This window comes from Magnetococcus marinus MC-1, assembly GCF_000014865.1.
GTDB classification, from domain to species: Bacteria; Pseudomonadota; Magnetococcia; order Magnetococcales; family Magnetococcaceae; genus Magnetococcus; species Magnetococcus marinus.
The window spans coordinates 753,742-776,740 of record NC_008576.1; the positions used below are offsets into that span (position 1 = coordinate 753,742).

The following is a 22,999-nucleotide window of genomic DNA, read 5'->3' on the forward strand; positions in this document are numbered from 1 at the left end:
AATGGTGTTTGTGGTTAATGTCCAGAGCTAGCGTGGGGAAACAGGATGGCAGCGCGTCAGCATATAAGCCTATGGCTGTTGGGGTTGTGGTGTTTGCTGTGTGGCCCGGTGTATGGGGAGACGTTGGCGCAGGAGGTGGGTACGCTTATCTACGTGGGATCCGATCACTGCCCTTACTGTCGCAAATTTGAACAGGAGGTGGGGGAGGTCTATCCCAAAACCGCCCTCTCCAAGCAACTACCGCTGGTTAAGGTGGACCATGACCGCCCTGTCTCCCGTTACGCACAGCTTAATCGCAAGGTACATTTTGTGCCCGCCTATTTTATTTTGGGTAAGGATGATCAGATCCAGGCCAGCTTTAGCGGCTACCGGGGTGAAGAGTTCTGGTGGTATGACCTGGAGCGTTTGGTGGCCAAATTGCAGGGTGTCAAAGAAACCCAGGCCCTGCTGCTTAAACCCTGACAGCAAGGGGAGCGGGTTATCCAAACCCGCCTCGTTTTTTAGTTGGTTGTTATCCATTGCACGCCCCTTGCATGCCGGTTAAAGCGGCTGTGTCGGGCGTTTTTGTTTGGAAGAGATCATGGCCTTTTTTGATAAATTGCGGAAGAGTCTCGCTAAGACCCGTGAGAGCTTTACCCATACACTCGAAACCATCATTACCGGCAATGCGCTGGATGTGGATGTGTTGGAGGAGTTGGAAGAGCTCCTGATTACCTCTGACTTTGGGGTGCAAGCGGCCCATAACATCATTGCAGAGACCAAAGAGCGGTTCCCTCGGGAGGCCCCGGAGGGAAACCATAAAGTCAAGAAGATGCTCAAAATCGTGATTGCCGATCGACTGCGGCGGCATCACGCGGCGCTGCAATTGGTGACCCCAGGTCCCCACGCCTTGATGATGGTTGGGGTCAATGGGGTGGGTAAGACCACCACTATCGGCAAATTGAGTGCCTATTACAAAGAGCAGGGGTTGGATCTGCTGTTGGCGGCGGGGGATACCTTTCGCGCGGCGGCGGTGGAGCAGTTGCAAATTTGGGGTGAGCGCACCCAAACCCCGGTCATCGCCCAGGGGCAAAATGCGGATGCCGCCTCGGTTATCTACGATGCCTATGCCGCAGCCCATAAACGGGGCGTGGACTTGCTCATTGCAGATACCGCAGGCCGCTTGCACACCAAAACCAATTTGATGGAAGAGCTGAAAAAGGTCTTGCGGGTCATCAAAAAGTTGGAGTCCACCGCCCCCCACGATATCTGGTTGGTGCTGGATGCCACCACGGGGCAAAATGCCATTAATCAGGTGAAAATTTTTCATGAGGCACTGGGCCTGACTGGGCTGATCATTACTAAGTTGGATGGTACAGCCAAGGGTGGTGTGGTGGTGGGCATTTGTGAACAGTTTAATCTGCCCATCCGCTTTATAGGGGTGGGTGAGGGGGTTGAGGATCTGCGTCCCTTTGATCCCCAGGAGTTTGTGGAGGCGCTTTTTGCAGAGAGCTGACGAGCAAAAGCCAAAGGATTGGCCTGCTCTGGGCTGTATGCGCGGGTAACTGGCTAAGGAATAGCTGCGGTGAACAGGTCTGTTAAAATGCGCGTTGGTGGGGTTGGGCTGCTGGTGTGGTTGCTGCCTCTGCCCCTGTGGTCGGCTGTGCCGGACGCCGCTCTGGAGCAGAGTCCAGTCACCGTCGAAAAGCGTGCTGTGCCCACGCCACGGCAGGTAGAGAATCTGCCGCAGCCTGCCGTGGGCCAACCAGCCCACTCCGTACAGGCTCCTCTTGAGATCAAACCGCTGGCTGCGGTGGCCCCGCCCCCTAAACCGCTGGTGGCGCTCCCGCCATCCTCCAAGCCCACTGCGGGGGTGGCTTCCGCGATCCCAGTACGGCCCCCCCTGCCACACGCCAACGATCTACAAAAGCAGGCTGTAACCTCCAATAGCCGGGCTACGCCCATGCCAAAAAGACGGCAGTCCTGGCTTAAATTACCCGTAGAACAGCGCTTTAAAAAACGGTTCGAGGCTCTGCTTAAACCCAAGTTGCCCACAGAACTGTTTGAGGATAACTTCTGGGCCGAGGATGATTTTTTAGCCTCTTACGTGGCTTGGGAGCTGCTGTTTCATCCGGATTATCACGCCACGGTCCCCCGCCTACAAGCGTTTCTGCAAAAATGGCCGGAACACCCCATGGCCGATCGGGTTGAGGCGTTGATGGATCAGCGCATGGTGGGTCATAAAGATGATCAAACGGTGCTGGCATGGTTTGCTAAACGTACCATTAAATCGGTAAAAACCTCACAGCGGCTTCGCTACCTGGAGGCCTTGCTGCATGAAAAAATGACCGAGCAAGCCTACCCCGTGTGGCGCCAGCTCTATCGCGAAGGGGCCAATCTGGAAATAAAGGGCGCAAATGCAGAAAGTTGGCGCTTTAATAAGCGCTTACAGCAGTCAGACCATGAAGCACGGGCGCGGGCTCTCATCCAGAAAAAACAGGTCAAAGAGTTTGATCGCTTGCTGGCGGATTTTCCGAAGGAGCAGGCCAACTATTTTCGGGCGCTGGCATCGGCCACCTATGGGCGCAGTGATTTTGACAAACGCTATGGGGTGCTGGATGCCAAACAAAAGGTGGATGCGGATCTGTGGGAGGCACGTATTAACGGCTTGTGGCGGCTCCGCCACTACACCGACGCGATCCAGTTGTTAATGGGGGTCGAATGGGCCTATCTGGGGGATCAACAGCGTCGTCTTATGCGTTATAAATTTGGCAAAGAGCTGTTATATAGCCGGGATGAGGTGGCTCAGGCGCATCGGCTGTTGCAAGCCAATGCAGCCAGTGGTGCAGAAGGGTTAGACGACTCTACCTGGATGGCCGGATGGAGTGCCCTGAAGCTGGGTAAACAAGGGGTTGCGCTTGAGGATTTTCGCCGTTTAGGTCGTTATGCCAAGGATCGTGACCGCGCCAGCCAAGGGGCCTATTGGAGCGCCAAATTGCTGGAGAGTGAGGGTAAACCTTATAAAAAATGGTTGCAGCGGGCGGCGAAACATCCCGACACTTTTTACGGCTTACTGGCCATTGAGCGGCTACAAGGTGAACTAACCCCGGCAGCCATTGGGGGGCGTGCCTTAGCGTGCGATGATCTGCCCTTTACGGATACCCGGTTGGCCGAAGCCCGGCAACGCATGGCAAAATTGGTCGAGATGGATCGTGCCTACTATGTGGGTGGCGAGGTGCAGCGGGCGGCACGCAAGCTCAAGCTTAATGCATTACAACAGATCTGTCTGGCCGAGGCGTATCAAGATCCCTATTATGTCCTGCGAACCGCCTCGGCTTTGCGCAATCAGGGGGGGGGGCGGCTGTGGCGGGGGCTCTATCCAGAACCCAGTGGCTGGGAGCCTTCGACGGGTTGGTCGTTGCATCCCGCCGCCGTGTGGGGCACGGTACGGCAGGAGAGCCTGTTTAACCACCGTATTCAATCCTCAGCAGGGGCCATGGGTATGATGCAGCTCATGCCGGCTACCGCCAGAGGCGAGGCGCGTATTCTTAATCTGCCTCGGGCAACCTCCTTAAAACTGTTGCGCCCGGAGTATAACCTTTCCTTGGGGCAATCCTACCTACAGCGTATGTTAAATAACCATGAGGGGGATATGACCCTGGCTTTGATCTCCTATAATGCCGGACCAAACCGGGCTAATTTATGGAAGGTGAACCGGGATAAAATGGATGACTTGACCTTTATTGAGAATATCCCCTTTTCTGAAACCCGTCACTATGTCAAACGGGTTACCCATGGACAGGCGATCTATCTGCTACGTTATCAGGGTAAGGCTTCATTAAAGGCGTGGATTCAACCCCATGGGCCTGGGCTTGAACGGCTGCAACCGCCGAAAAACTGGCAGGGGGTAAAATCTCGTTTGGTGGAGGCTGAGGGGGCTTTGCAAGCCACTGCGCGGAGACCGCCCCCACGCGCTGTGCTGCAAAGTTTTTATGACCCTATGGGGCAGACCGAGGAGAGGTTTCAATAGGCTTAGGTTTTGTTTAAAATGGCTTCCGACCAGCAGCCATGGAGAACCGCTAAGGGGAGGGCTATGACCGGCCCGCGTAGCGGTAGATGGTGGGTTGGAGCAACTCCAGAGGTACGTCAAGGCCATTGAGGGTCTCTGAATGGCCAATAAACAGAAAGCCGCCGGGTTCAAGATGTTGGCAAAATTGGTTGACCAGCCGCTGTTGGGTGGGTCGATCAAAATAGATCATGACATTGCGGCAAAAGATCACATGCATACGCTCTTTCAGGCCAAATTCACCATCCATAAAATTGAGTCGTCCAAACCGCAGCATGCGGCGTAATTCAGGCCCCATGCGCACCTTGTCACTGTTGGGGTCTTTGTGGCGCAGCAGATATTTTTTGCGTAAGGCTTGGGATATGGGGGAGATACGCTCCATGCCATAGACCCCGTTTTTGGCCTGCTTGAGTACCCGGCTGGAGATGTCGGTGGCCAGAATATCCACCTTAAAGGGCTGTCTGAGTTGGGCTTCATACTCTTTGGCGACCATGGCGATGGTGTAGGGCTCTTCGCCGGTGGAGCAGCCTGCACTCCAAATTTTAACCGCGCGACCCTGGCCCAGACCAAGCTGGCTTAATTGCGGAAAAAGGGTGTGGGTAAGAAAGTCAAAATGGACCGGCTCACGGAAAAAGTCGGTTTTATTGGTGGTGACAATGTCCAGAAAATTAATGTACTCCTGCCCCGCTGTGACGGGATCGGTAATCCACTGCACATAAGCCTGCATCGACTCAATTTTGAGCACACGCAGCCGCTTTTGCAGGCGTGCGGAGAGCATGGTTTTTTTAGAGGCGGGCATCTGAATACCCAACTGCCCCTGGATCAGCTGGGCCAGCTGTTGAAACTCTTGATCGGTAAGGGGGGTGCCTAAGGGTTCATGATACGAGGCATCGTTCATGGTTTTTCACTGCTTAGCTGCATAAGTTTAGCCGGTATGTTGGGCAGCGGTATGACGGTATCTACCCCTCCCCTGGCAATGGCCTCCTTGGGCATGCCAAACACCACACAGCTCTTTTCATCCTGGGCAACGGTGGGGCTGCCGGTTTGGTGCATCTCCCACATGCCGTGCGCACCATCATCCCCCATGCCGGTCAAAATAGCGCCCACGGCAACCCCAGGGGCAAATTGGGCGGCAGAGCGAAACAGCACATCTACCGAGGGACGATGACGGCTAACCAGGGCACCATCCCGCAGCTCGACCCGGTAGCTGCCGGCGCTATAGCGGAGCAGCATATGGCGGTCGCCTGGAGCGATGACCGCCATGCCGGGTGTGACCACCTCTTGATGTTCCGCTTCTTTTACCTGGATCGCGCAGAGTTCATTCATGCGTTTGGCAAAGGGGCCGGTAAATTGGTGGGGCATGTGTTGCACAATAAAAACCGGGGGGCAGTGGCTGGGGAGTTGGGTGAGCACCGCTTTAAGCGCCTCGGTTCCGCCGGTGGAGGCCCCAATCACCAAGACCCGCCCTTGACCGGGGGCCGCTCGGCAAAAACTGGCCTCTTTGGGTGGAAGAATTGAGTCCGCATTGAGCTTGGGGGGGACCTTGATAGCGGAATGGGGGGCCGGATCGTTTTTTTTGGGTTTCGGTGTGGGTTTGTTGTTAAAGTTGACCTTGGCGGCGGCCTTGATGGCATCACAAAATTGAATGCTAATCTCTTCTAGCTGCAAGGCATCGCCCAATCTTGGTTTGGCAAAGACCTCCACAGCCCCTAGCTCCAGCGCTTGTACCGCTTTAGCAGAGTTTTCTAGCGTGAGTGAGGAGCACATGACCACCGGTATGGGGTGTTGACGCATAAGCTTACGCAGGAAGGTTAGGCCATCCATGCGGGGCATCTCGACATCTAGGGTGATGACATCAGGTGCTTGAGTGCGCATCAATTCAGCCGCTTGGTAGGGGTCGGCGGCACAGCCAATGACCGCAATACCAGGATCGCTGTTGAGGATTTTGGTTAACGTTTTTTGTACCGTAACCGAGTCATCAATGATCAATACACGGATGGTAGGGGCATTGGGCATAGTGCAAAAGCAGCTCTCGGCATGGGTGTCAGTAGAAAAGGAGCAAGATTTGTCTGACACCATCTATAGCTCAAGCAAGCCGCACATGACAAGCTTGTTGGCAGAGCGTAGGTCAGAACATGCAAGATTAAACAGGATCTGGGCTGCCGCTCTGGGCTTTGGTGTGATGCGGGTTTGATCCCCCCTGTAGAGCAGCGGTGAAAGAGGGCAAATGATGGTCAGTAAAGTGTTGCTATTATATGGGTATCACTATGGTACCACGGGCAGTTTTATCGAGCAGTCGCTGCGCCGCCAGGTGCAGCTATGCGCCGTTGGTGCGGGCCATGAGCAGGCTACTGAGCCGGGCTGGCGAGCCGGCTGCGAGCGGGCCGCAACATTGCAAGAGATCTACCAGCTATTGCCTAGAGATTTTGAACCAGAGGTGATTTTGGTGGTGGAATCGGGGGAGAAATTTTTCCCCGATGGTTTGCAGGATGCCCCTTGCCCGTGCTGGTACTACGCCATTGACCCTCACTTTAATGGCGAGTGGCAGCGTGACTACGCCCTGTTGTTTGATCGCCTGTTTGTGTCGTTTAAGCAATACCTGCCTCTTTTTGAAAATGTGGGGCATCCCTGGGTAAGGTGGCTGCCCCATGCTTATGATCCCCATGTTTATTATGATCATGGCGCACCTGAGCGGGATATAGATATTGCGTTTGTGGGGGATATGGACCCGCAAACTCGGCCCCAACGGGTGATGCTGCTGCAAGCGCTACAAGCGGCGGGGCTGCAAACCTGCTTTACCAAAGGAATCTGGAAAGAAGAGGTGGCCAAGCTGTTTTCCCGCAGCAAGCTGGTGTTTAACCACAACCACGACGGGGTATTTAATCCGCGTAATTTTGAAGGCTCCAGTTGCGGTTCTGTGGTGGTAACCAATCCCGCAGAAAATCTTACCGATTTTTTTACCCCAGGGGAAAATATCTTAATCTATGAAGACGCCCCTTCACTGGTTAAGTTGGTTCAGGTGGTGCTCTCCCAGCCAGAACGCTTGGCACAGTTAGCGGCGGGGGCTGCGGCGGTGGTCAAACAGCACAGTTGGGATCAGCGTATGATAGATCTCTTTACCATGGCGCAAGAGCCCGCAGTGCCCATACGCACCCATTTTTCACAGCAGCAGCAGATGCGGGCCAATGCCATGGTTTACCAAAGTCGGGGATTGCCGGGTAAGGCTTTAAGCTATTGGCGCAGCATAGCATGGCAAGTAGAAAGAGATTTTGAAGTGCCTGTGCGGATAACCGCCATCTATGCTCAGTTTGGGTTTTTTCCACAGATGTTGGCGTTACTGGTGGAACTGCTAGAGATGCCCAACCCCCCCGTTGAGGCGCTGATGCCGCTGCGGAATTTTATGGTGGAGATCTGCTGTGAACAGCGCCATACCCGTGGGGCGGAACTGCTACTTGAACACTTTACCACGATTGCAGCAGAACAAAGACAAAAGTTGCAAGCGCTCTGTTAGGGCGGTGTGTGGGCCGAGGCCGCAACCGGGTCAGGTTTAAACGGCGCAAGGGGGCGTTGGTTGCCGATGGTTTGGCACAATGGGCCACATTAATAAGGCTTGGGTTTAGGTGTGAAAAATAGGATAACCATTTATTAACACATATAAAAAAATTTATATAAGGGTTTCTTTTGAAAGGGGTGATAGGGATGTTTTCAATGTTGCTACACAATTGTAACATTCGGATCGTATGAATAGCGGTAATTTTCCAGTATCCTAGTAGGCATGGGTATGCAGGTTTGGCCTCTAAACGTTGATCAACCCCTGGAGAACAGGTCATGTGGCAAAATCTTGGGCTGGCCAAAAAAATTGGTATGGGTATCGGCGTTGTGCTGCTGCTGTTGTCGGTGGTGGGGGTGGTCGCCCACCAAGGTATCTCGCATATGGTGGCGGATGGTTTAGAGGTGGTGGGGGGCAACCGGCTGCGGGGCGCGATTCTACAGCGAGAGATTGACCATCTTAACTGGGCAGGCAAAGTAAGCGCTTTCATTAATGATGAGCATGCCGGTGAACTCAAAGTGCAGCTTGACCCCACCCAATGCGCCTTCGGCCAATGGTACTACGGCCAGGGTCGCAAAGATGCCGAAAAGTTGGTTCCCGCCTTAACGCCCCTGCTGGGCGAGATTGAAGAGCCCCACCAGCGTTTGCATGCCTCTGCGGCTGAAATTAAAGCCAAACACCGCCCGGTAGACAGCGGTTTACCCCGGTTTTTGGCAGAAAAAGAGACCGACCATGTGGTGTGGTCCGATCAAGTACTCACCGATTTGGTGGACCAAAAAACCAGCCTCTCTGTACAGTTAGATTATACCAAGTGCGGCTTGGGACAATTTATCTATGGTGGCGAGGGTAAGAAGATGGCCCAGGATAACCAACTGGGGGTGCTGCTTAACCGCATGGAGCCAGCCCACAAACGTCTACATACCCTAGGAGGGCAGATTAATGCCGCCCTTGCGCAGGGCGAGCGTGATCGGGCCATGCAGATTTACCGCCATGAGGTTAAAAAAGTGCTGCACGAGGTCCGTACCTACCTCAAGGAGATGCAACTGCGTGCCCAGGGCAACCTTAAAGTGCGGGATGAGGTCAATGCGATTTTTGTGCAACAGACCCAAAAATATCTGAGCCATCTTCAAGCGCTGTTCCATAAAATGGATCAGGCGGTAGCGGATAATGTGATGTCCGAGGATGTGATGGTCGCCGGCGGGCAGCAGACCCGTGCATCGGTGGCAACCCTGTCGATTATTGCGCTGCTGGTAGGGATTGTGTTGGCGGTGCTTATTGCCCGCTCCATTGTGCGGCCAATCCAGGCCGGGGTCCAGGTGGTGCAACGCATTGCCAGCGGCGACCTAAGCAGCCGCTGCGCCACCAGCCGCCAAGATGAAGTGGGGCAGATGCTGGGCGCTTTGGATGGTATGGTGGGCAAGTTGCGCGAGGTGGTTACAGATATTGAGGTGGCCGCCAGCCAAGTTAGCCTGGGCAGTAATGAGCTTTCGGTGGGGGCGCAAGTGCTCTCTGACGGAGCCTCTCAGCAGGCGGCTTCGATAGAAGAGACCTCCTCGGCAATGGAGGAGATCTCCTCCAATATTCAGCAAAGCGCTGAAAATGCCCAAGAGACCGAAAGGATCGCCAATAAAGCTTCCCAAGATGCCCAGCAGGGTGGTGAAGCGGTGACGCTGGCTGTAAAAGCCATGCATGAAGTGGCCAGTAAAATTTCCATTATCGAGGAGATCGCGCGGCAAACCAACCTGCTGGCACTCAATGCCGCCATTGAAGCGGCCCGGGCTGGCGAGCATGGCAAGGGTTTCGCGGTGGTGGCTTCCGAGGTGCGCAAACTGGCCGAGCGCAGTCAAACGGCTGCGGGCGAGATTAGCCAAATGTCGTCCAGTAATGTGCAACTGGCGGGGCGTACTGAGCAGATTATTGATGCCTTGGTGCCCGATATTCAACGCACCGCTAAGCTGGTACGGGGCATCGCGCTATCGGCGCAGGAGCAGACGCAAGGGGTGGGGCAGGTCAACAGTGCCATTCAACAACTGGATCAGGTGATCCAGCAAAACGCAGGGGCTGCTGAGCAGATGGCCGCCACCGCCGAGCAGTTGTCTGCTCAGTCAGAGGTTATGCAAGCCTCCATCGCCTTTTTTAAATTGGCCTCGGATGCCGCACCAAACCGCGCTGGGGTGATGGCTGTGGCCCAACACCTGCCAACCGGTTCGGCTGGCCAAACCAAACCAGCGCTACCCCGTCGCGTGGATGGAGCTAAGGGTGGGCAACGAGCTGATGCCGGAGATCGGGACTATGAGCGTTTTTAAGCGAAATATGTTAAGCTGCACAAGCGGGCGATAAGGGGTGGTTTCACAACGTTTGCTTTAACCAGGAATTGAGGCACGCCGATGGCCGAACTAATGGAAGAAGTTGATCAACGTGCCAATCTGGCCCTGAGCAATCAAATGGAGATGCTGACCTTTTTTCTCTCCGATGAGCAGCTCTACGGCATCAACGTGTTTAAAATTATTGAGGTGATTGAGACCCCTAGCGTGATCACGCAGGTGCCGGGTACGCCCGCCGCTGTGGTAGGGACCATGCGCTTTCGAGAAGCAGCCGTGACCGTGCTGGATCTCTCCTTGGCACTGGGTTTGCCCATGCAGCCGCGTAAGGGGTGTATCACCTATATCATTGTCTGTGAATACAGCAATACCACTCAGGGGTTGTTGATCAATCGTCCCAATGCCCTGATTACCCGTAGCTGGGAGCAGGTTAAAGAGCCAGGCTCTCTGTCGTCAGCCACCTATCTAACCGCGACAACCTATACCGATGACGGTGAAACCATCCAGATCTTAGATGTGGAGCGGGTGCTTGAAGAGGTGCTCAAAATTAAACATCGCCTCTCGGACGATCTGGTGGCGCGTACCCGTTCTTTGGATCTTAAAGGGCGTAAAGTGTTGATTGCCGACGACTCTAGCGCGGCTCGCGGCTTGCTGGAACAGGCGATGCAAAGCTTGGGACTGAGCTATGAGAGCTTTACCAATGCGCGGGAGGCCTTCGCCGAACTGGAACGGGATCTTGAGGTGCATGGACAGAGCAGTTATGCCCTCATTCTTTCGGATATTGAAATGCCCGGTATGGATGGTTTTACCTTCTGCCGCCATGTCAAAGAGCATGAGAGCTTGGGGGTAATCCCCTTGGTGTTGCATAGCTCCATGAGCAGCCCCTCTAACCTGAAACTGGCCAAACAGGTGGGGGCCAACGATTTTGTGGGTAAGTTTCAGCCCGACGGTTTGGCCGAGGTGTTGTTAAAACATCTGGGTGAGGCGCTGTAGAGGAGGGTAAAAACCGCGTCATGGCAGGGCCTGGGGAGAAACGCTTGCTCGCCCAGGCCCGCGCATTTCAGGCTTAGCCGTTGGTGCCGGTCATTTCGTGCTGCTCGGCCAGACGCACAATCTTGGAAAGATCAATAATCAGGGCAACGGTGCCATTGCCCAGAATGGTGGCACCAGAAAATTCATCGGGGTGTTTAAACCCTTTGCCCAGGGATTTGATCACGGTCTGGTGTTGACCAATGACATGATCCACCACAAACCCCATCTGCTGCCCTTCGACCTCAGAGATCACAATCTGTTCTACATCCGGTGCCGGCCCACTGATCTCAAAACGATCCCGTAGACGAATGTAGGGCACAATATGGCCCCGCACATTGATCACTTGGCGGCCATGGGTATTGGCAACATCGGTGCGGGTGAGCTCCACGCACTCCTCCACCGCGGCCAGCGGCAGCACAAAGTACTCATCATGAATCTGGACCAATAGCCCCTCAATAATGGCCAAGGTCAACGGAAGTTTGAGGGTAATGGAGGTGCCTTGCCCCAAGGTGCTGTCGACCTCCACCGAACCGCGCAGACTGTCGATGGATTTGCGTACCACATCCATACCCACCCCACGCCCAGAGACGTTGGTGATTTTGGCGGCGGTCGAGAAGCCGGCCCCAAAGATAAGCTGGTAAGCCTCTTTATCGGTCAACTCGTTATCGGCGGGTAGCTGTCCCTTTTCCACCGCTTTGGTACGTAGTTTTTTGGGGTCCAGACCGGCACCATCGTCGGTGATACGAATCAGCACATTGGCACCGCTATGTTCCGCCGAAAGATGCACCGTACCCGCAGCAGGTTTGCCCACCGCCTGACGCTGTTGGGGGCTTTCGACCCCATGGTCAATGCTGTTGCGGATAATGTGAACCAGCGGATCATTGAGCTGATCAATGACGTTTTTATCCAGCTCAGTCTCAGCCCCGGCGGTGGTTAACTCAATCTGTTTGCCCAGCTCTTTAGAGAGATCTCGCACCAGTCGCTTAAACTTATTAAACGTGGTGCCAATGGCTAACATGCGGATGGACATGGTGTTGTCACGCAGTTCAGCGGTGAGGCGCTCAACCTCTTCGGCGATCAATTGAAGATCGTGGTCCCCATGGCTGTGGGCCGTCTGGTTAAGGCGGGCTTGCACCGTCACCAGCTCTCCCACCAGATCCACCAATTGATCCAGCTTGTCCGAAGGTACCCGCACACTGGCGGCTTGCTCTTGTACCTTGTTGGTTTGCTGTTTCTCTTTGACCACCTGTTGTTCAATAAGCGCGGCATCCACCTTGCCTTTGCTGACCAGTCCAGCCTTGACCAGTCGATCTCCGAGGGGGTCGGTGATGCTCTCTAAGGTTTGCTTGTCAATATCGCCGCGTTCAACCAGCAGATCCCCCAGCCGTTTGATCTGGGCTTGATCATCCACATCCTCATCGCGGTCGATGCGGCGAATGTTGAGTTCGCACTCATCTTCAACAAAGATAAAGACATCCTGGATGGCACTTTCGCCCTGATCGGTGGTGAGAAAGATCTCCCAGGAGGTGTGGCACTGCTCGGGGTTTATCTCGCTTAGTGGGGGTAGCGCGTCGGTGATGCCTACCACCTTGCACGAGCCAAGCTCTATGAGCTCTTCAATCAGCAGCAGGGGGTTGGTGCCACTCATAAAAATGTTGGCGTCAGGTTTAAAGCGCACACGGTAGGTGTGCTTGCCTGCGGCGCTCTCGGAGGAGGCTTCAATAGGCTCGGGCTCCTCATTGGCCGGCTGTGGGGCTCTGGCGGTATTGCCGGGAATAAGCGCTCGTAGACCTAAGATGATGCGCTGGGCATTTTGCTTATCCGAGGGTGCGCCACCGCCTGCTTCATCCAGGATAGCGCGAATCTGATCCCGAGCGGCCAGGGTTAAATCAATCAACTCTTTGGTGACGGGGATAGCCCCTTCACGGGCTTTATCGAAAACCGTTTCCACATCGTGGGTGAACTCAGCCACCTCATCAAAGCCAAACATGGCACCCGAGCCCTTAATGGTATGCATGGCGCGAAAGACGCGGCCAATGAGCTCCATATCTTGGGGGTTTTCTTCCAACACTAACAGCGAGTCTTCAAGCTCCGAAAGGAGTTCATAAGCCTCTTCGGTAAATGCGCTGGTATCAATTTCCATGGATTCCAACTCCCCAGTGGTCACACTGTTTTGGAAGGGATCGCCACCTTGGCTTAGGCAGACTAGCCTAGCACCTTTTTGATGACACCCAGCAGTTGATCGGGCTTAAAGGGTTTTACAATCCACCCAGTGGCACCGGCTGCCTTGCCATCTTGTTTGCGGGTCGCCTGGGACTCGGTGGTGAGCATCACAATGGGGGTGAATTTAAAGGCAGGCAACGCCCGTAAATTTTTGATTAAGGTGATACCATCCATGTTGGGCATGTTCAGGTCGGTAATCACCATATCCACGGGAGACGCCTTGAGTTTGTTTAGGGCATCCTGTCCATCGACCCCTTCCACCACCGTGTAACCGGCGCTTTTAAGGGTCATGCTTACCATTTGTCGCACGCTGGACGAGTCGTCCACGGTCATGATTGTCTTAGCCATTTTATTTGCTTTCTTACTTCCACAAGCGGGTTTGATCTGCCGAGAGACACCCTTGGAAACCGGCAATGTGGACTGTTTCTTTAAAGGGTTTGGGAATCTCTCCTTGAAGGGTCAGGCTTTTGCCCTCATCCACGAGGGCGCGGTGCATGGCGCAAAGAATCTGGAGCCCAGCCAGATCAATGCGGGTAACACCGCTTAAATTTAATACTAAGCTATCCCCACTCTGTACCGCTTGCACGCAGCTCTCTTTAAGCTCTGCGGCTTGTTGAATGGTTAGGTCGCCTGTCAGTTGTAAACGGGCCGATGAGCCCTCAACATGCAGTTCGAACATGGTTGTCTCCCATAGCCTGTGCGGTAAGCTAACAGGGGGGTTGCCCCGAGTTAACAGCAAGTGGTTGAGTGCTCCCTGCTGTAGCGTTCAAATCAATGAGGCACGCCCCACAGTGTAACAAAGCTTGAAGGGGGGGGATCAATAAAAAAGTGGTTAGGGTCACTCTTTTGCCCCAATTTCCCGGCCTAGCAACCGTGCCGTCATGGTTTGGGGGTCGCTAACCCCGCAAATGCCACGGATTAAGGCCACACCATAGGCACCAGCGGCCCTGGCGAGGTGGGCATTGTCAGCGGTAATGCCCCCCAATGCCAATACCGGTCCGGGTAGTTGGGCCGCCCACTGCTGCCATTGGGCCACCCCTAAATGGGCGGCCCCAGGGTGGCTGAGGGTGGGAAAAAGAGGGGAGAGGGTAATGTAATCGGCCCCTTGGGCAAAGGCGTGCTGGCCCCCGTGCAGGGTGTGGCAGGAGCGCCCTAACCAGACCTGCGGGCCGATTTGGTGGCGGATGGCGGTTAAGGATGGCGGGCCATCACTCATGTGCAGGCCTGCACCCGGCAGTTTGGGTAAAAGATGGGGGCGGTTGTGCAGCAGCAGCATGGCTCCATGGGGGGTGAGTTGGGCGTGCAGCTGCTGGGCAATCTGGAGATAGCTCGCATCCTCCATGCCGGGTGCCCGGAACAGCAGGTGCCGCGCCCCCCCCGCGAGGGCGGCGGGTAGCCACTGGGACCAGGGCGGGCAGGCTTGGAGATCGGCAATAATGAGCAACCTAGGGGCACGCATGAGGCGTTAGGGCACGCCAATATATTTGTGGGTCTGTAGCGAGAGTCGCCACGCCCCTCCGCTCTCCAACGCCCAGCGGTAACAGAGCGCCACCGCCATAGGGTCAGGTCCGGTGGGCAGGGCACGGGGTTGCAGCCACAAATTGGGGTGGTGGCACTGGGTTAAGCGCTCTTTATCGCTTTGGTCGGCATCGGCCCCCAGGACTAATTTGACCTCATCGGCCCGCTCGTAGAGAGATTGGGGCAGTTGATTTTTTGGGGAGAGCGTGACCCAATCCACCTCTGCTGGAATCTCGCCGCCTTCGCCGCAGGTCTCCATGGCGATCCAATAGCCCTGATCTTTAAAGTAGTCCACCAAACGGTCCAGGTGGGGGGCCATCAGGGGTTCACCCCCGGTGAGCAGTAGGTTAGTGGTATGGGGGGCAAGCTCTAAAATACGGCTGCGCAGCTGTGTTAGAGTCAGGTGTTCCGCTTTGTCCGCTTGTCGGTGCAGCGGTTCGTCGCACCAGCTACAGCGCAGTGGACAGCCGGAAAAACGGATAAAGACCATGGGCAGGCCGGTATGGGTGGCTTCGCCCTGGATGGAGTGGAAAATGTCACAGATGGCATAGGTGTCAGACATGAAAGTTCATCCCTTCGGCATCTTGGCGGTCGGCTTCGGCCCAGGCGTTAATGGTTTCCCACACTCTGACCCGCTCAATTTTTAGATCCCCCAATTGGGGGTGTCCTTCCAGCTCACGCATGCACCAGCCGACAATCCAGGCCGACAGATATTCGGCCGAGGTATAGGGAATGCCTGGTACCGAGGCGTTAAGGTCACGATGGTCAAGATAGCGGTCAATAAGCTGTTCTTTAACCAGATCGTTGACGATGCCAAAATCGGCTACAAAGCCAGATTGAGGATCTTTTTCATCGGGTTGGCGGACGGTTCCTGAGAAGATCATCTCTAATCGATAGGAGTGTCCATGCAGTCGGTGACACTTGCCGTCATGGTAAGGCAGGCGATGGGCGGACTCAAATTTAAACATGCGGGCGATCTTCATGGTCCATCTCGGTATCTAAAAAAATGGTGTGAATAAAGGGGGGTGTTTTTACCCATCAACAGAGCCATTGTAGGGGGGGGATGGGGCAGCGTCAATCAAAGCGCGTTGCCTTTGGCGCGGCGGGGCGTCATCATCACCGTTTCGCCTCTGTAGGCGCGTTATTGGGCTTGTATGGTAACTATGGACGAAATCGAGAGTTGGACCCACGCGCTGTTTGGTCCGCAAAGCGCCTTGGCACAGTGTCTGGAGAGCTACGAACCCCGTGCTGCCCAGGTGCGTATGGCTGAACTGGTCGCCCGTGCGGCCCACCAACAGGATCTTTTGATCGTGGAGGCCGGTACCGGCACGGGCAAAACCCTGGCCTATATGCTGCCGCTGCTGGCCATGGGCAAAAAGGTGGTGGTCTCCACCGCCACCAAAGCGCTGCAAGATCAAATTTTGGAAAAAGATCTGCCCCTGTTGCGGCAGGTGGTGGGTAGCCGATTTAGCGCCACCCTGCTCAAGGGGCGGGCCAACTACCTCTGTCTGCACCGCTTAACCCAGATGCGCGCCAACCGTAGCCTGTTACGCCATGAGGCGCGGGCGTGGTTGGAGGCGATTGAGCAGTGGTCCAGCACCACGGTGCAGGGGGATCGGGATGAGCTCAAGGAGCTGCCCGAGCGGTTGGATATCTGGCCTGAACTCTCCACCAATGGGGATGACTGCCTGGGGCAGGAGTGCCCTGACCTGCAAGCTTGTTATCTGTTTAAGGCCCGCGCACGGGCCAAAGAGGCGCAGTTGGTGGTGGTTAATCATCACCTGTTTTTTGCCGATTTGGCGGTGCGCGAAGGGGGCTTTGGGGAGATCCTGCCCGAGTATCAGGTGGTCGTGTTTGATGAGGCCCACCAGATACCCGATGTGGTGACCCGGTTTTTTGGTTTAGAGGTGAGTAATTTTCAAATGCTGGAGCTGGCCAGGGATTGCCGCCGTGAGATGGATATGGTGGGCATGGATGATCTGGATCTGCTCCACCATTTAACGGTGATCGAAGAGCGGGCCGCACTGTTACGCAGCGCCTTTCCCGTAGAAAATGTGCGGGATGCCCTAGCCCCGCACCATTTGCAAGAGGAGCCGGGCCGGGCGCTGGTCATGGCGGAACAGGCCCTGCATAAACTGGCGGAGTTGTTAGAGCCCCATCTTGAACGCAGCGCTGGTATGGCGAGCTGTGGGCGGCGTCTGGAGAAGCTGTTGATCGCCTCGGGCTCTATCCGCACCCTGGATGATCCCGCGCGGGTCTACTGGTATGAAACCCGCAACCGAGGGGTGTTTTTGCAGGCGTCACCGCTGAATGTGGGCTTGACCATGCAAGAGATGCTCTATCCCCGGGTGCAGTGCGCGGTGTTTACCTCGGCCACCTTGGCCACCGGGCAGGGTGAGAAGGGTTTTCACTATTTTATGCAGCAGTTGGGTTTGGATGCCCAAGTGGCCACCTGTGAGCAACTGCCGCCGGTGTTTGATTATGGAACCCAGGCGCGGCTCTATCTGCCCCGGCGCTTGCCGGAGCCTACCGCGCCGGGTTTTACCGCCATGTTTATGGAAGAGTTGGTGGATCTGCTGCATGCCAGCCGGGGGCGGGCACTCTGTCTGTTTACCAGCTACCGCATGATGGGGCAGGTGCAACAGCTTTTACCCAGCCGCATTCCCTACCCGGTCTATGTACAGGGGGAGCGTCCCAAACGGGCGCTGCTGGAGATGTTTAAAAATCATGAGGCCTCGGTTCTGTTGGGCACCAGTACCTTTTGGGAAGGGGTGGATATCCCCGGTGCGGCCCTCTCCATGGTGGTGATCGATCGGCTGCCCTTTACCCCCCCGGATGATCCCATCAGTGCGGCACGCAACCGGTATTGTGAGAGCGAGGGCGGCAACCCTTTTATGCAACTATCGGTGCCCCAGGCGATTCTTACCCTAAAGCAGGGGGCGGGGCGGCTGTTGCGGCGCCGCAGTGATCGGGGGGTGATTGCGGTGCTGGATACCCGCATCAGTCGGCGTCCCTATGGCAAACGCTTTATCAACGGTCTGCCTCCGGCGACCTGCATTTATGATTTGCAGGAGGTACAACACTTTTTTGCCCAAGAGCCTACGGCAAGCCCCCTAATGGACGAGGTGAATCCATGATTTTAGCCCTACATACGGCAACCCCAGAAGGGTGTGTGGCCCTGGTGGAGCAGGGAGAATTGCTGGCACAGGAACGCTTTGTGGCCAAGGGTGGGCATCTGGAGATTATACCGGGCATGGTACAACGGCTGTTGGCCAGCACCGGGGTGCAGCCGCAGCAGGTGCGCCGCTTGGTGGTGACGGGGGGGCCGGGCTCGTTTGCCGGGGTGCGGATTGCCATGGGGTTTGCCAAGGGGTGGCACATTGCCCACGGCACAGCGCTGGTCTGCTGTTCCACCACGCAGGCCATTGCTGTCTCGGTGGCGCCCAGTGAGCAGCCCTTGCTGGTGGTGATGGATGCCCGCCGGGGTGAGCTGTTTGTGCAGCCCTTCGCTGGGGATGGCACACCCCAACAGCCGCCGCAAAAACAGACGCCTGAAGAGGCGGTGGCGCTGGTGCAAACCGATATGCGTTTGTGCGGTAGCGGCGTGGCGCTGCTCAGCCCGCTGTTGACCGAGCGGAACATAGGTGAGGTTTTGCCGGGCTTGGTGGAGCCCCTGGCACTGGCGCGGTTGGGGGCGCGTCTCGCGGTCAACGAAGATGCCCTGTTAGAGCCGCTCTATTTGCGCCGCAGCGAGGCCGAGGAGAACCTTTTGCAGCGACAGGCCGCGCAGCATGATGCACATTAGTCCCCTGTTGTCACACCATTGTGAGGCTTTGGCGAGGCTGGATTACCATATTTCACCGAGGCCTTGGACCCAGGCGATGTTTGCCGAGGAGTTGGGTGCGCAAAGCGTTGCGCTGGTGGCACAGCAGGATAGGGTCTTGCTTGGTTTTGCCATTGCCCGAGATCAATATGCAAGCTGGCATGTGATGACCTTGGGGGTCGACCCGCAACAGCGCCGCCAAGGTTATGGTGGGCAGTTGATGCGGGCTTTAATCCAAGGGGTTGCCAAGCGTGGCGGTGCGGAGTTGGAGCTGGAGGTGCGGGCTTCTAACGGTGCAGCCATTGGTCTGTATGAGCAGCTCGGTTTTAAACATCTGGGGGTGCGGCCCCGCTACTACCCTTTGGGCCAACATGGCCGCGAAGATGCCGTATTGATGGGATTAGCGCTGGGGGCCGATACCATCAATCAGTGACCCCTGGGATGGATTTGCTTTAGAGTGCGGGGGAAATATGTGTAAGGTTGCCAAAGGGGGTGTTAAACCATGCCAAGACCACAAGCCATATTGTTGATGGGGCCGGGGTGTCCCCACTGTAGCAGCATGCTTAAAGCCCTCAATGAACTGTTGGAGCAGGGTGAATTGGCTAAATTGGAGATCTATAATGTGCATTTTTTCCCCGAAGAGGCGGCCTCGCGGGGGGTGCGCAGTGTGCCGTGGTTAAGTTTGGGCCCCTTTGTGTTTAGTGGTGCCATGAGCCTGGGTGAGCTGCGCCATTGGTTGGCGCAACGCCGTGACCCCAAGGGGATGGCGCTTTACTTTGATCATCTCTTTTCGTCGGGGCAGCGGCAACTGGTAGAGACCATGGTGCGCAACCAACCCAAACATCTGGCAGCCTTTGTGGATCTGCTGGGGGATGATAAAGTGGGTATCAACACCCGCTTGGGGGTTGGCGTGGTGCTGGAAGAGTTACAAGACAGCGGGTTGGCACAAACCATTACCCAGGGGTTGTGCCGGTTGACGGAGCATCGGGATCCCCGCATTCGGGGGGATGCCTGTCACTATCTCCCATTAACCAAGGATCGCAGCGCGGTACCCTATCTGGAAGCTCGCCTGGATGATGAAAATCAAGATGTGCGGGAGATTGCGCGAGAGGCGTTGGATGAGCTGGATGAAAACTCCGGTGGTGTGCCGACGGTACACTAAATGAGGGGTTTAACACAATAGAGCGCGATAGGAGAGATCCATGCGTGTTAAAGATGTCATGACCACCCATGTACGGACGGCCCGTCGGCACGATGATCTTAAAAGTGTGGCCTCGCAAATTTGTGCTTTAAAAGTGAGCGGATTGCCGGTGGTCGAAGAGGGGGGGCGGTTGGTGGGCATTGTTTCGGAGAAGGATATTCTCAATGCGCTGCTACCCAGCTATTCGGACTATCTGGCCGACCCGGTCAAGGGCAACGATTTTGAGGCGATGGAGGCTACCTATCCCGAGGTGATGGGCCGCTCGGTCGAAGAGGTTATGATCGCCTCGGTCATGACCTGCAACCCGGAAGATCCGGTATTGGATGCCGCTTCGCGGATGACCTCCCGCCACTTCCGGCGGCTGCCGGTGGTGGATGACAAGCAGTTGCTGGTGGGCATCGTCAGTCTGAGCGATATTCACCAAGCCATTTTTAAAAAGACCTTTGCCCTATAAGGAGTCAGCACATGGCACGTTTTATCATACTTTCCGGGCCAGCCTGTGTGGGCAAAGGGCCGTTGATGGCGGCCATGGCGAAGTTTTATCCCGAGCTGCTCGCCCATATGCAGCGGGTGGTGCTCTACAGTGAGCGAGCACCGCGCCCCCATGAGCGGGATGGGGTGGATTACCATTTTCGTACCCGTAAGAGAATTGACCAGATCGGTCAGAAAAAGGGCTATCTGAGCTTTGAATCCCGTGGCGAACTTCAGTGTGTGGATCTGGCGGCCATCGATAAAGCGCTGGGGGAGGGGCAGGATGTGTTGTTTGAGGGCAACACCTACCTGGTCAATAAATTGCGGGAGATCGGCCTGTTTGACCGCTATGAAACCCTGAAAATTTTTCTCTCCCCCCTCTCTCAAGCGGAGATTATACACTTGAAGGAGTGTGTGCCTGGGGTGGATCTGAAAAATTTTGTGGCGGATGTGATGCGCCGTAAACTGCTGCATCGGACCTCTAAATGGAAAGGGCCATTGGGGTTGCCCGATTTGCAGGATGTGGAGCGACGCGCTACCCGGGCTTTGGCGGAGATGGCGCAGGCCCACCACTATGACGCGGTAATCGCCAACCATGATGGCGAGGGGCATGATAACTGGGATGCCTTTTATCACCCCATTGGCGACGCCCGCCGCACCATGGAGACCTTTGCCGGACTGTTGCAAGGCAAGCGTCTGCATGGGCGTCTTGAACATTGGGATAAAGCACTGATTACGGGAAAGATGTTGGATGAGCTTTGAGATCGAGCGAAAATTTTTACTGAGCCACGATGGCTGGCGCGGGTTGGCAACAGGCACCCTCTACCGCCAGGGTTTTCTGAGCACCGATAAAGAGCGGGTGGTGCGCGTGCGCATCGCTGGGGATCGGGGCAGTCTGACCATCAAAGGGTTAACCCGGGGGGCAAAACGGCGGGAATTTGAGTATGAAATTCCCTTGGATGAGGCCGCTTTGTTGCTGGACGAACTGTGCCATCAACCCTTGATCGAAAAACATCGCTACTGCATTCCTCATGGCCAACATATGTGGGAAGTTGATGAATTTATCGGTGAAAATGCGGGTCTGCTGATTGCCGAGGTGGAGCTTTCTGCGGAGGATGAGTCGGTGGAGCTGCCCGATTGGGTCGGGCAGGAGGTGACGGAGGATCATCGTTATGCCAATGCCTCGCTGGTGAGCAACCCGTACCGTCGGTGGTCGACAGAGGGGTAGGCGGGTTATGGCGGTCTATGCCATTGGTGATCTGCACGGGTGTTTGGATGAGTTGCAACGGCTGTTAGCGTTGATCCGCTTTGATCCGGCGGCAGACCGTCTCTATTTTACCGGTGATCTGATAAGCCGTGGTCCCCATGGTTTGGATTGCATGCGTTTGGTGCAATCCCTAGGGGCTCAGGCGGTGACGCTGCTGGGCAACCATGAGGTGCGTCTGCTGGCTTTGGAGCATGGGGCGCTACCGGCCAGTGAACACCATTGGCACCGGGATTATTTGCAGGCAGAGGATCGGTCGAGTCTCTATCAGTGGGTGCGGCAGATGCCGTTAATGGTGCAAGAGCCGCTGAGCAGGGCCTATATGGTGCACGCGGGCATACCGGCCCATTGGAGCCTTGCTCAGGCGCAGGCGTTGGCGCAACAGACGGTGGCCTATCTGCGGGATGATGCAGGGATTATAGGGCTGTTTGGGATGTTACGACGGGGTTTGCCCCAGCGCGACCCTGGCCCCGAGGCAGACCCTTTGGAGCGTAGCGCCTTTGTTATGACCGCATTAACGCGCATGCGCCTATGCAACCGCGAGGGGCAGCTGATCTGGCCCAAACAGCTCAAGCAGCAGGGTATTGAGCCTTATGGGTTTCCCGCGCCAGAGTGTGCCTATCAGCCGTGGTTTGCCCAGCGTGGGTGGCAAGCGGGGGAGAAGGTGCTCTACGGTCACTGGGCGATGGCGGGTTTACAGCTCAAACAACATAGCTTGGGGTTGGATTCTGGCTGTGTCTATGGGGGGCAGCTTACCGCCCTGCGTTTGGACGATCCAGAACATCCCATTGCTCAGGTTTGCTGCCCTGGTTATACCCAGGATGAGGCATAACCAGAGTGGCCATTCCGTGCGCGGCTAAGCTTTGAGATAGACAAAAAAGTAGAGGATTAGGTTAAAAAAGATTAAGGCATTGGTAAGACTGAGCATGCCTAAAATATAGTGCTTCATCCCCTCCCGCCGGGCACGCCGGATGAGGGGCACCACAAAGATGAGCTGTCCAAAACCAAAAAAATAGTAGAGCGCAATATGCACAGGCTCCAGCAAGGGGGCCATGTGTGCCACTCGACCCACCAAAATGGCCAGCATAAAGTAGAGTACAAACAGCAACAGATGCACCGCCACGCCGGCGGCATACTGCTTGATCCCCGTCCAGGGTTTGGCCCACAGCACCAGTTTGTCTATAAGGCTGAGTTGCGCTTGGTTCATCCGATAAGCTCCAGCTTGAGGGCAATCACAAGGATATTAAAGACCACCAGGGTGCCCGCCGCTTTTTGCAGTCCACGGGTGGCATTGGGCAGGTCGCGTTCGGCCAATGCCTTGACCACAAAGGGGGTAAACAGAAATTGGCCAAGACCAAAAAAGAGGATCGGCACGCTGATAACGCGGTCGATGACGTGGGCCTCTATCTGGAGCAGCAAGAGCAGGGTAAACAGCAGCAAAATAACACCAAAGTAGAAGCTCATCATCACATAGTGCAGCAGAAAACCACCGACCTGCTGCTGGTTAGGGCTCTTATTGGCAAACAGCTTAGCAACGTAATCCATCATGGG

At 55.7% G+C, this 22,999-nt stretch carries 24 protein-coding genes; 14 read left to right on the plus strand and 10 right to left on the minus strand.

Features of this window, described 5'->3' with window-relative positions:
• The first annotated feature begins 45 nt into the window (after nt 1-45).
• The 3 genes from MMC1_RS03195 (at nt 46) to MMC1_RS03205 (ending at nt 4,009) form a co-directional block, all read left to right on the plus strand.
• Nucleotides 46-462, plus strand: a complete 417-nt coding sequence (locus MMC1_RS03195) for a TlpA family protein disulfide reductase (protein ID WP_011712310.1) — start codon at nt 46-48, stop codon at nt 460-462.
• Nucleotides 463-580: 118 nt separating this feature from the next.
• Nucleotides 581-1,495 (plus strand): signal recognition particle-docking protein FtsY, encoded by a 915-nt coding sequence (gene ftsY, locus MMC1_RS03200; RefSeq protein WP_011712311.1) that lies wholly within the window; start codon nt 581-583, stop codon nt 1,493-1,495.
• A gap of 69 nt (nt 1,496-1,564) precedes the next feature.
• Entirely contained in the window at nt 1,565-4,009 is a 2,445-nt protein-coding gene (locus tag MMC1_RS03205) for a transglycosylase SLT domain-containing protein (protein WP_143711346.1), read from the plus strand.
• Between the two features lie 61 nt (nt 4,010-4,070).
• Here the strand turns inward: MMC1_RS03205 and MMC1_RS03210 are convergent, their stop codons facing one another.
• Nucleotides 4,071-4,943 (minus strand): CheR family methyltransferase, encoded by an 873-nt coding sequence (locus tag MMC1_RS03210; RefSeq protein ID WP_011712313.1) that lies wholly within the window; start codon nt 4,941-4,943, stop codon nt 4,071-4,073.
• Nucleotides 4,940-6,061, minus strand: coding sequence for a protein-glutamate methylesterase/protein-glutamine glutaminase (locus MMC1_RS03215; RefSeq protein ID WP_041640722.1), 1,122 nt, complete (start codon nt 6,059-6,061; stop codon nt 4,940-4,942). The genes MMC1_RS03210 and MMC1_RS03215 overlap by 4 nt, the downstream gene beginning before the upstream one ends.
• Before the next feature lie 211 nt (nt 6,062-6,272).
• Here MMC1_RS03215 and MMC1_RS03220 point away from each other — a divergent pair, with 211 nt between their 5' ends.
• From MMC1_RS03220 to MMC1_RS03230, 3 genes are all read left to right on the plus strand, one after another.
• A complete protein-coding gene (locus tag MMC1_RS03220) occupies nt 6,273-7,556 on the plus strand; it encodes a glycosyltransferase family protein (RefSeq protein ID WP_041640724.1) in 1,284 nt (427 codons plus the stop codon).
• Between the two features lie 317 nt (nt 7,557-7,873).
• Entirely contained in the window at nt 7,874-9,901 is a 2,028-nt protein-coding gene (locus tag MMC1_RS03225) for a methyl-accepting chemotaxis protein (protein ID WP_011712316.1), read from the plus strand.
• 81 nt (nt 9,902-9,982) lie between these two features.
• Nucleotides 9,983-10,909 carry a chemotaxis protein CheV gene (locus MMC1_RS03230; RefSeq protein WP_011712317.1) on the plus strand — a complete coding sequence of 309 codons (927 nt, stop codon included), beginning with the start codon at nt 9,983-9,985 and terminating at the stop codon, nt 10,907-10,909.
• Between the two features lie 73 nt (nt 10,910-10,982).
• On the opposite strand, the gene MMC1_RS03235 is transcribed toward MMC1_RS03230, so the two are convergent.
• The 6 genes from MMC1_RS03235 to MMC1_RS03260 all read right to left on the minus strand — a co-directional run bounded on the left by MMC1_RS03235 (nt 10,983) and on the right by MMC1_RS03260 (nt 15,672).
• Nucleotides 10,983-13,091 (minus strand): chemotaxis protein CheA, encoded by a 2,109-nt coding sequence (locus tag MMC1_RS03235; RefSeq protein ID WP_011712318.1) that lies wholly within the window; start codon nt 13,089-13,091, stop codon nt 10,983-10,985.
• A gap of 62 nt (nt 13,092-13,153) precedes the next feature.
• Nucleotides 13,154-13,519, minus strand: a complete 366-nt coding sequence (locus tag MMC1_RS03240; RefSeq protein ID WP_011712319.1) for a response regulator — start codon at nt 13,517-13,519, stop codon at nt 13,154-13,156.
• A gap of 13 nt (nt 13,520-13,532) precedes the next feature.
• Nucleotides 13,533-13,850 (minus strand): STAS domain-containing protein, encoded by a 318-nt coding sequence (locus MMC1_RS03245; RefSeq protein ID WP_011712320.1) that lies wholly within the window; start codon nt 13,848-13,850, stop codon nt 13,533-13,535.
• 159 nt (nt 13,851-14,009) lie between these two features.
• Nucleotides 14,010-14,630 (minus strand): thiamine phosphate synthase, encoded by a 621-nt coding sequence (locus MMC1_RS03250; protein ID WP_011712321.1) that lies wholly within the window; start codon nt 14,628-14,630, stop codon nt 14,010-14,012.
• 6 nt (nt 14,631-14,636) lie between these two features.
• Nucleotides 14,637-15,251: a 7-carboxy-7-deazaguanine synthase QueE gene (locus MMC1_RS03255; RefSeq protein WP_011712322.1), complete on the minus strand. Its 615-nt coding sequence runs from the start codon at nt 15,249-15,251 to the stop codon at nt 14,637-14,639.
• Nucleotides 15,244-15,672, minus strand: coding sequence for a 6-carboxytetrahydropterin synthase (locus tag MMC1_RS03260; RefSeq protein WP_011712323.1), 429 nt, complete (start codon nt 15,670-15,672; stop codon nt 15,244-15,246). Before MMC1_RS03260 ends, MMC1_RS03255 begins: the two co-directional genes overlap by 8 nt.
• A gap of 171 nt (nt 15,673-15,843) precedes the next feature.
• Between MMC1_RS03260 and MMC1_RS03265 the strand changes: the two genes are divergently transcribed.
• From MMC1_RS03265 to MMC1_RS03300, 8 genes are all read left to right on the plus strand, one after another.
• Nucleotides 15,844-17,826 carry a DNA repair helicase YoaA gene (locus MMC1_RS03265; RefSeq protein WP_011712324.1) on the plus strand — a complete coding sequence of 661 codons (1,983 nt, stop codon included), beginning with the start codon at nt 15,844-15,846 and terminating at the stop codon, nt 17,824-17,826.
• The gene (gene tsaB, locus MMC1_RS03270; RefSeq protein WP_011712325.1) at nt 17,823-18,494 is read left to right on the plus strand and encodes a tRNA (adenosine(37)-N6)-threonylcarbamoyltransferase complex dimerization subunit type 1 TsaB; all 672 of its coding nucleotides are present in this window, start codon (nt 17,823-17,825) and stop codon (nt 18,492-18,494) included. Before MMC1_RS03265 ends, tsaB begins: the two co-directional genes overlap by 4 nt.
• Nucleotides 18,481-18,945: a ribosomal protein S18-alanine N-acetyltransferase gene (rimI, locus tag MMC1_RS03275; protein ID WP_011712326.1), complete on the plus strand. Its 465-nt coding sequence runs from the start codon at nt 18,481-18,483 to the stop codon at nt 18,943-18,945. The genes tsaB and rimI overlap by 14 nt, the downstream gene beginning before the upstream one ends.
• A gap of 69 nt (nt 18,946-19,014) precedes the next feature.
• Complete coding sequence (locus tag MMC1_RS03280; RefSeq protein ID WP_011712327.1) at nt 19,015-19,674, plus strand: thioredoxin family protein; 660 nt, start codon at nt 19,015-19,017, stop codon at nt 19,672-19,674.
• A gap of 40 nt (nt 19,675-19,714) precedes the next feature.
• On the plus strand, nt 19,715-20,167 hold the full coding sequence (locus MMC1_RS03285) for a CBS domain-containing protein (protein ID WP_011712328.1): 453 nt from the start codon (nt 19,715-19,717) through the stop codon (nt 20,165-20,167).
• 11 nt (nt 20,168-20,178) lie between these two features.
• Nucleotides 20,179-20,946, plus strand: coding sequence for a nucleoside/nucleotide kinase family protein (locus MMC1_RS03290; protein ID WP_011712329.1), 768 nt, complete (start codon nt 20,179-20,181; stop codon nt 20,944-20,946).
• On the plus strand, nt 20,936-21,412 hold the full coding sequence (locus MMC1_RS03295) for a CYTH domain-containing protein (RefSeq protein ID WP_011712330.1): 477 nt from the start codon (nt 20,936-20,938) through the stop codon (nt 21,410-21,412). Before MMC1_RS03290 ends, MMC1_RS03295 begins: the two co-directional genes overlap by 11 nt.
• Nucleotides 21,413-21,419: 7 nt before the next feature.
• Nucleotides 21,420-22,280, plus strand: coding sequence for a symmetrical bis(5'-nucleosyl)-tetraphosphatase (locus MMC1_RS03300; protein WP_011712331.1), 861 nt, complete (start codon nt 21,420-21,422; stop codon nt 22,278-22,280).
• 24 nt (nt 22,281-22,304) lie between these two features.
• Here MMC1_RS03300 and MMC1_RS03305 read toward each other — a convergent pair whose 3' ends face one another.
• A complete protein-coding gene (locus MMC1_RS03305) occupies nt 22,305-22,655 on the minus strand; it encodes a hypothetical protein (RefSeq protein WP_011712332.1) in 351 nt (116 codons plus the stop codon).
• Nucleotides 22,652-22,996, minus strand: a complete 345-nt coding sequence (locus tag MMC1_RS03310; protein WP_011712333.1) for a hypothetical protein — start codon at nt 22,994-22,996, stop codon at nt 22,652-22,654. The genes MMC1_RS03305 and MMC1_RS03310 overlap by 4 nt, the downstream gene beginning before the upstream one ends.
• Between the last annotated feature and the right edge of the window lie 3 nt (nt 22,997-22,999).

Bases quoted from the DNA above. Each gene is read 5' to 3' on its own strand.
- MMC1_RS03295 (WP_011712330.1), top strand. From the start codon at position 20,936: ATGAGCTTTGAGATCGAGCGAAAATTTTTACTGAGCCACGATGGCTGG.
- MMC1_RS03225 (WP_011712316.1), top strand. From the start codon at position 7,874: ATGTGGCAAAATCTTGGGCTGGCCAAAAAAATTGGTATGGGTATCGGC.
- MMC1_RS03305 (WP_011712332.1), bottom strand. From the start codon at position 22,655: ATGAACCAAGCGCAACTCAGCCTTATAGACAAACTGGTGCTGTGGGCC.
- MMC1_RS03195 (WP_011712310.1), top strand. From the start codon at position 46: ATGGCAGCGCGTCAGCATATAAGCCTATGGCTGTTGGGGTTGTGGTGT.
- MMC1_RS03235 (WP_011712318.1), bottom strand. From the start codon at position 13,091: ATGGAAATTGATACCAGCGCATTTACCGAAGAGGCTTATGAACTCCTT.
- MMC1_RS03250 (WP_011712321.1), bottom strand. From the start codon at position 14,630: ATGCGTGCCCCTAGGTTGCTCATTATTGCCGATCTCCAAGCCTGCCCG.
- MMC1_RS03300 (WP_011712331.1), top strand. From the start codon at position 21,420: ATGGCGGTCTATGCCATTGGTGATCTGCACGGGTGTTTGGATGAGTTG.
- MMC1_RS03245 (WP_011712320.1), bottom strand. From the start codon at position 13,850: ATGTTCGAACTGCATGTTGAGGGCTCATCGGCCCGTTTACAACTGACA.
- rimI (WP_011712326.1), top strand. From the start codon at position 18,481: ATGATGCACATTAGTCCCCTGTTGTCACACCATTGTGAGGCTTTGGCG.
- MMC1_RS03210 (WP_011712313.1), bottom strand. From the start codon at position 4,943: ATGAACGATGCCTCGTATCATGAACCCTTAGGCACCCCCCTTACCGAT.
- MMC1_RS03230 (WP_011712317.1), top strand. From the start codon at position 9,983: ATGGCCGAACTAATGGAAGAAGTTGATCAACGTGCCAATCTGGCCCTG.
- MMC1_RS03240 (WP_011712319.1), bottom strand. From the start codon at position 13,519: ATGGCTAAGACAATCATGACCGTGGACGACTCGTCCAGCGTGCGACAA.
- MMC1_RS03260 (WP_011712323.1), bottom strand. From the start codon at position 15,672: ATGAAGATCGCCCGCATGTTTAAATTTGAGTCCGCCCATCGCCTGCCT.
- tsaB (WP_011712325.1), top strand. From the start codon at position 17,823: ATGATTTTAGCCCTACATACGGCAACCCCAGAAGGGTGTGTGGCCCTG.
- MMC1_RS03310 (WP_011712333.1), bottom strand. From the start codon at position 22,996: ATGATGGATTACGTTGCTAAGCTGTTTGCCAATAAGAGCCCTAACCAG.
- MMC1_RS03285 (WP_011712328.1), top strand. From the start codon at position 19,715: ATGCGTGTTAAAGATGTCATGACCACCCATGTACGGACGGCCCGTCGG.
- MMC1_RS03290 (WP_011712329.1), top strand. From the start codon at position 20,179: ATGGCACGTTTTATCATACTTTCCGGGCCAGCCTGTGTGGGCAAAGGG.
- MMC1_RS03265 (WP_011712324.1), top strand. From the start codon at position 15,844: ATGGTAACTATGGACGAAATCGAGAGTTGGACCCACGCGCTGTTTGGT.
- MMC1_RS03280 (WP_011712327.1), top strand. From the start codon at position 19,015: ATGCCAAGACCACAAGCCATATTGTTGATGGGGCCGGGGTGTCCCCAC.
- ftsY (WP_011712311.1), top strand. From the start codon at position 581: ATGGCCTTTTTTGATAAATTGCGGAAGAGTCTCGCTAAGACCCGTGAG.
- MMC1_RS03215 (WP_041640722.1), bottom strand. From the start codon at position 6,061: ATGCCCAATGCCCCTACCATCCGTGTATTGATCATTGATGACTCGGTT.
- MMC1_RS03255 (WP_011712322.1), bottom strand. From the start codon at position 15,251: ATGTCTGACACCTATGCCATCTGTGACATTTTCCACTCCATCCAGGGC.
- MMC1_RS03220 (WP_041640724.1), top strand. From the start codon at position 6,273: ATGATGGTCAGTAAAGTGTTGCTATTATATGGGTATCACTATGGTACC.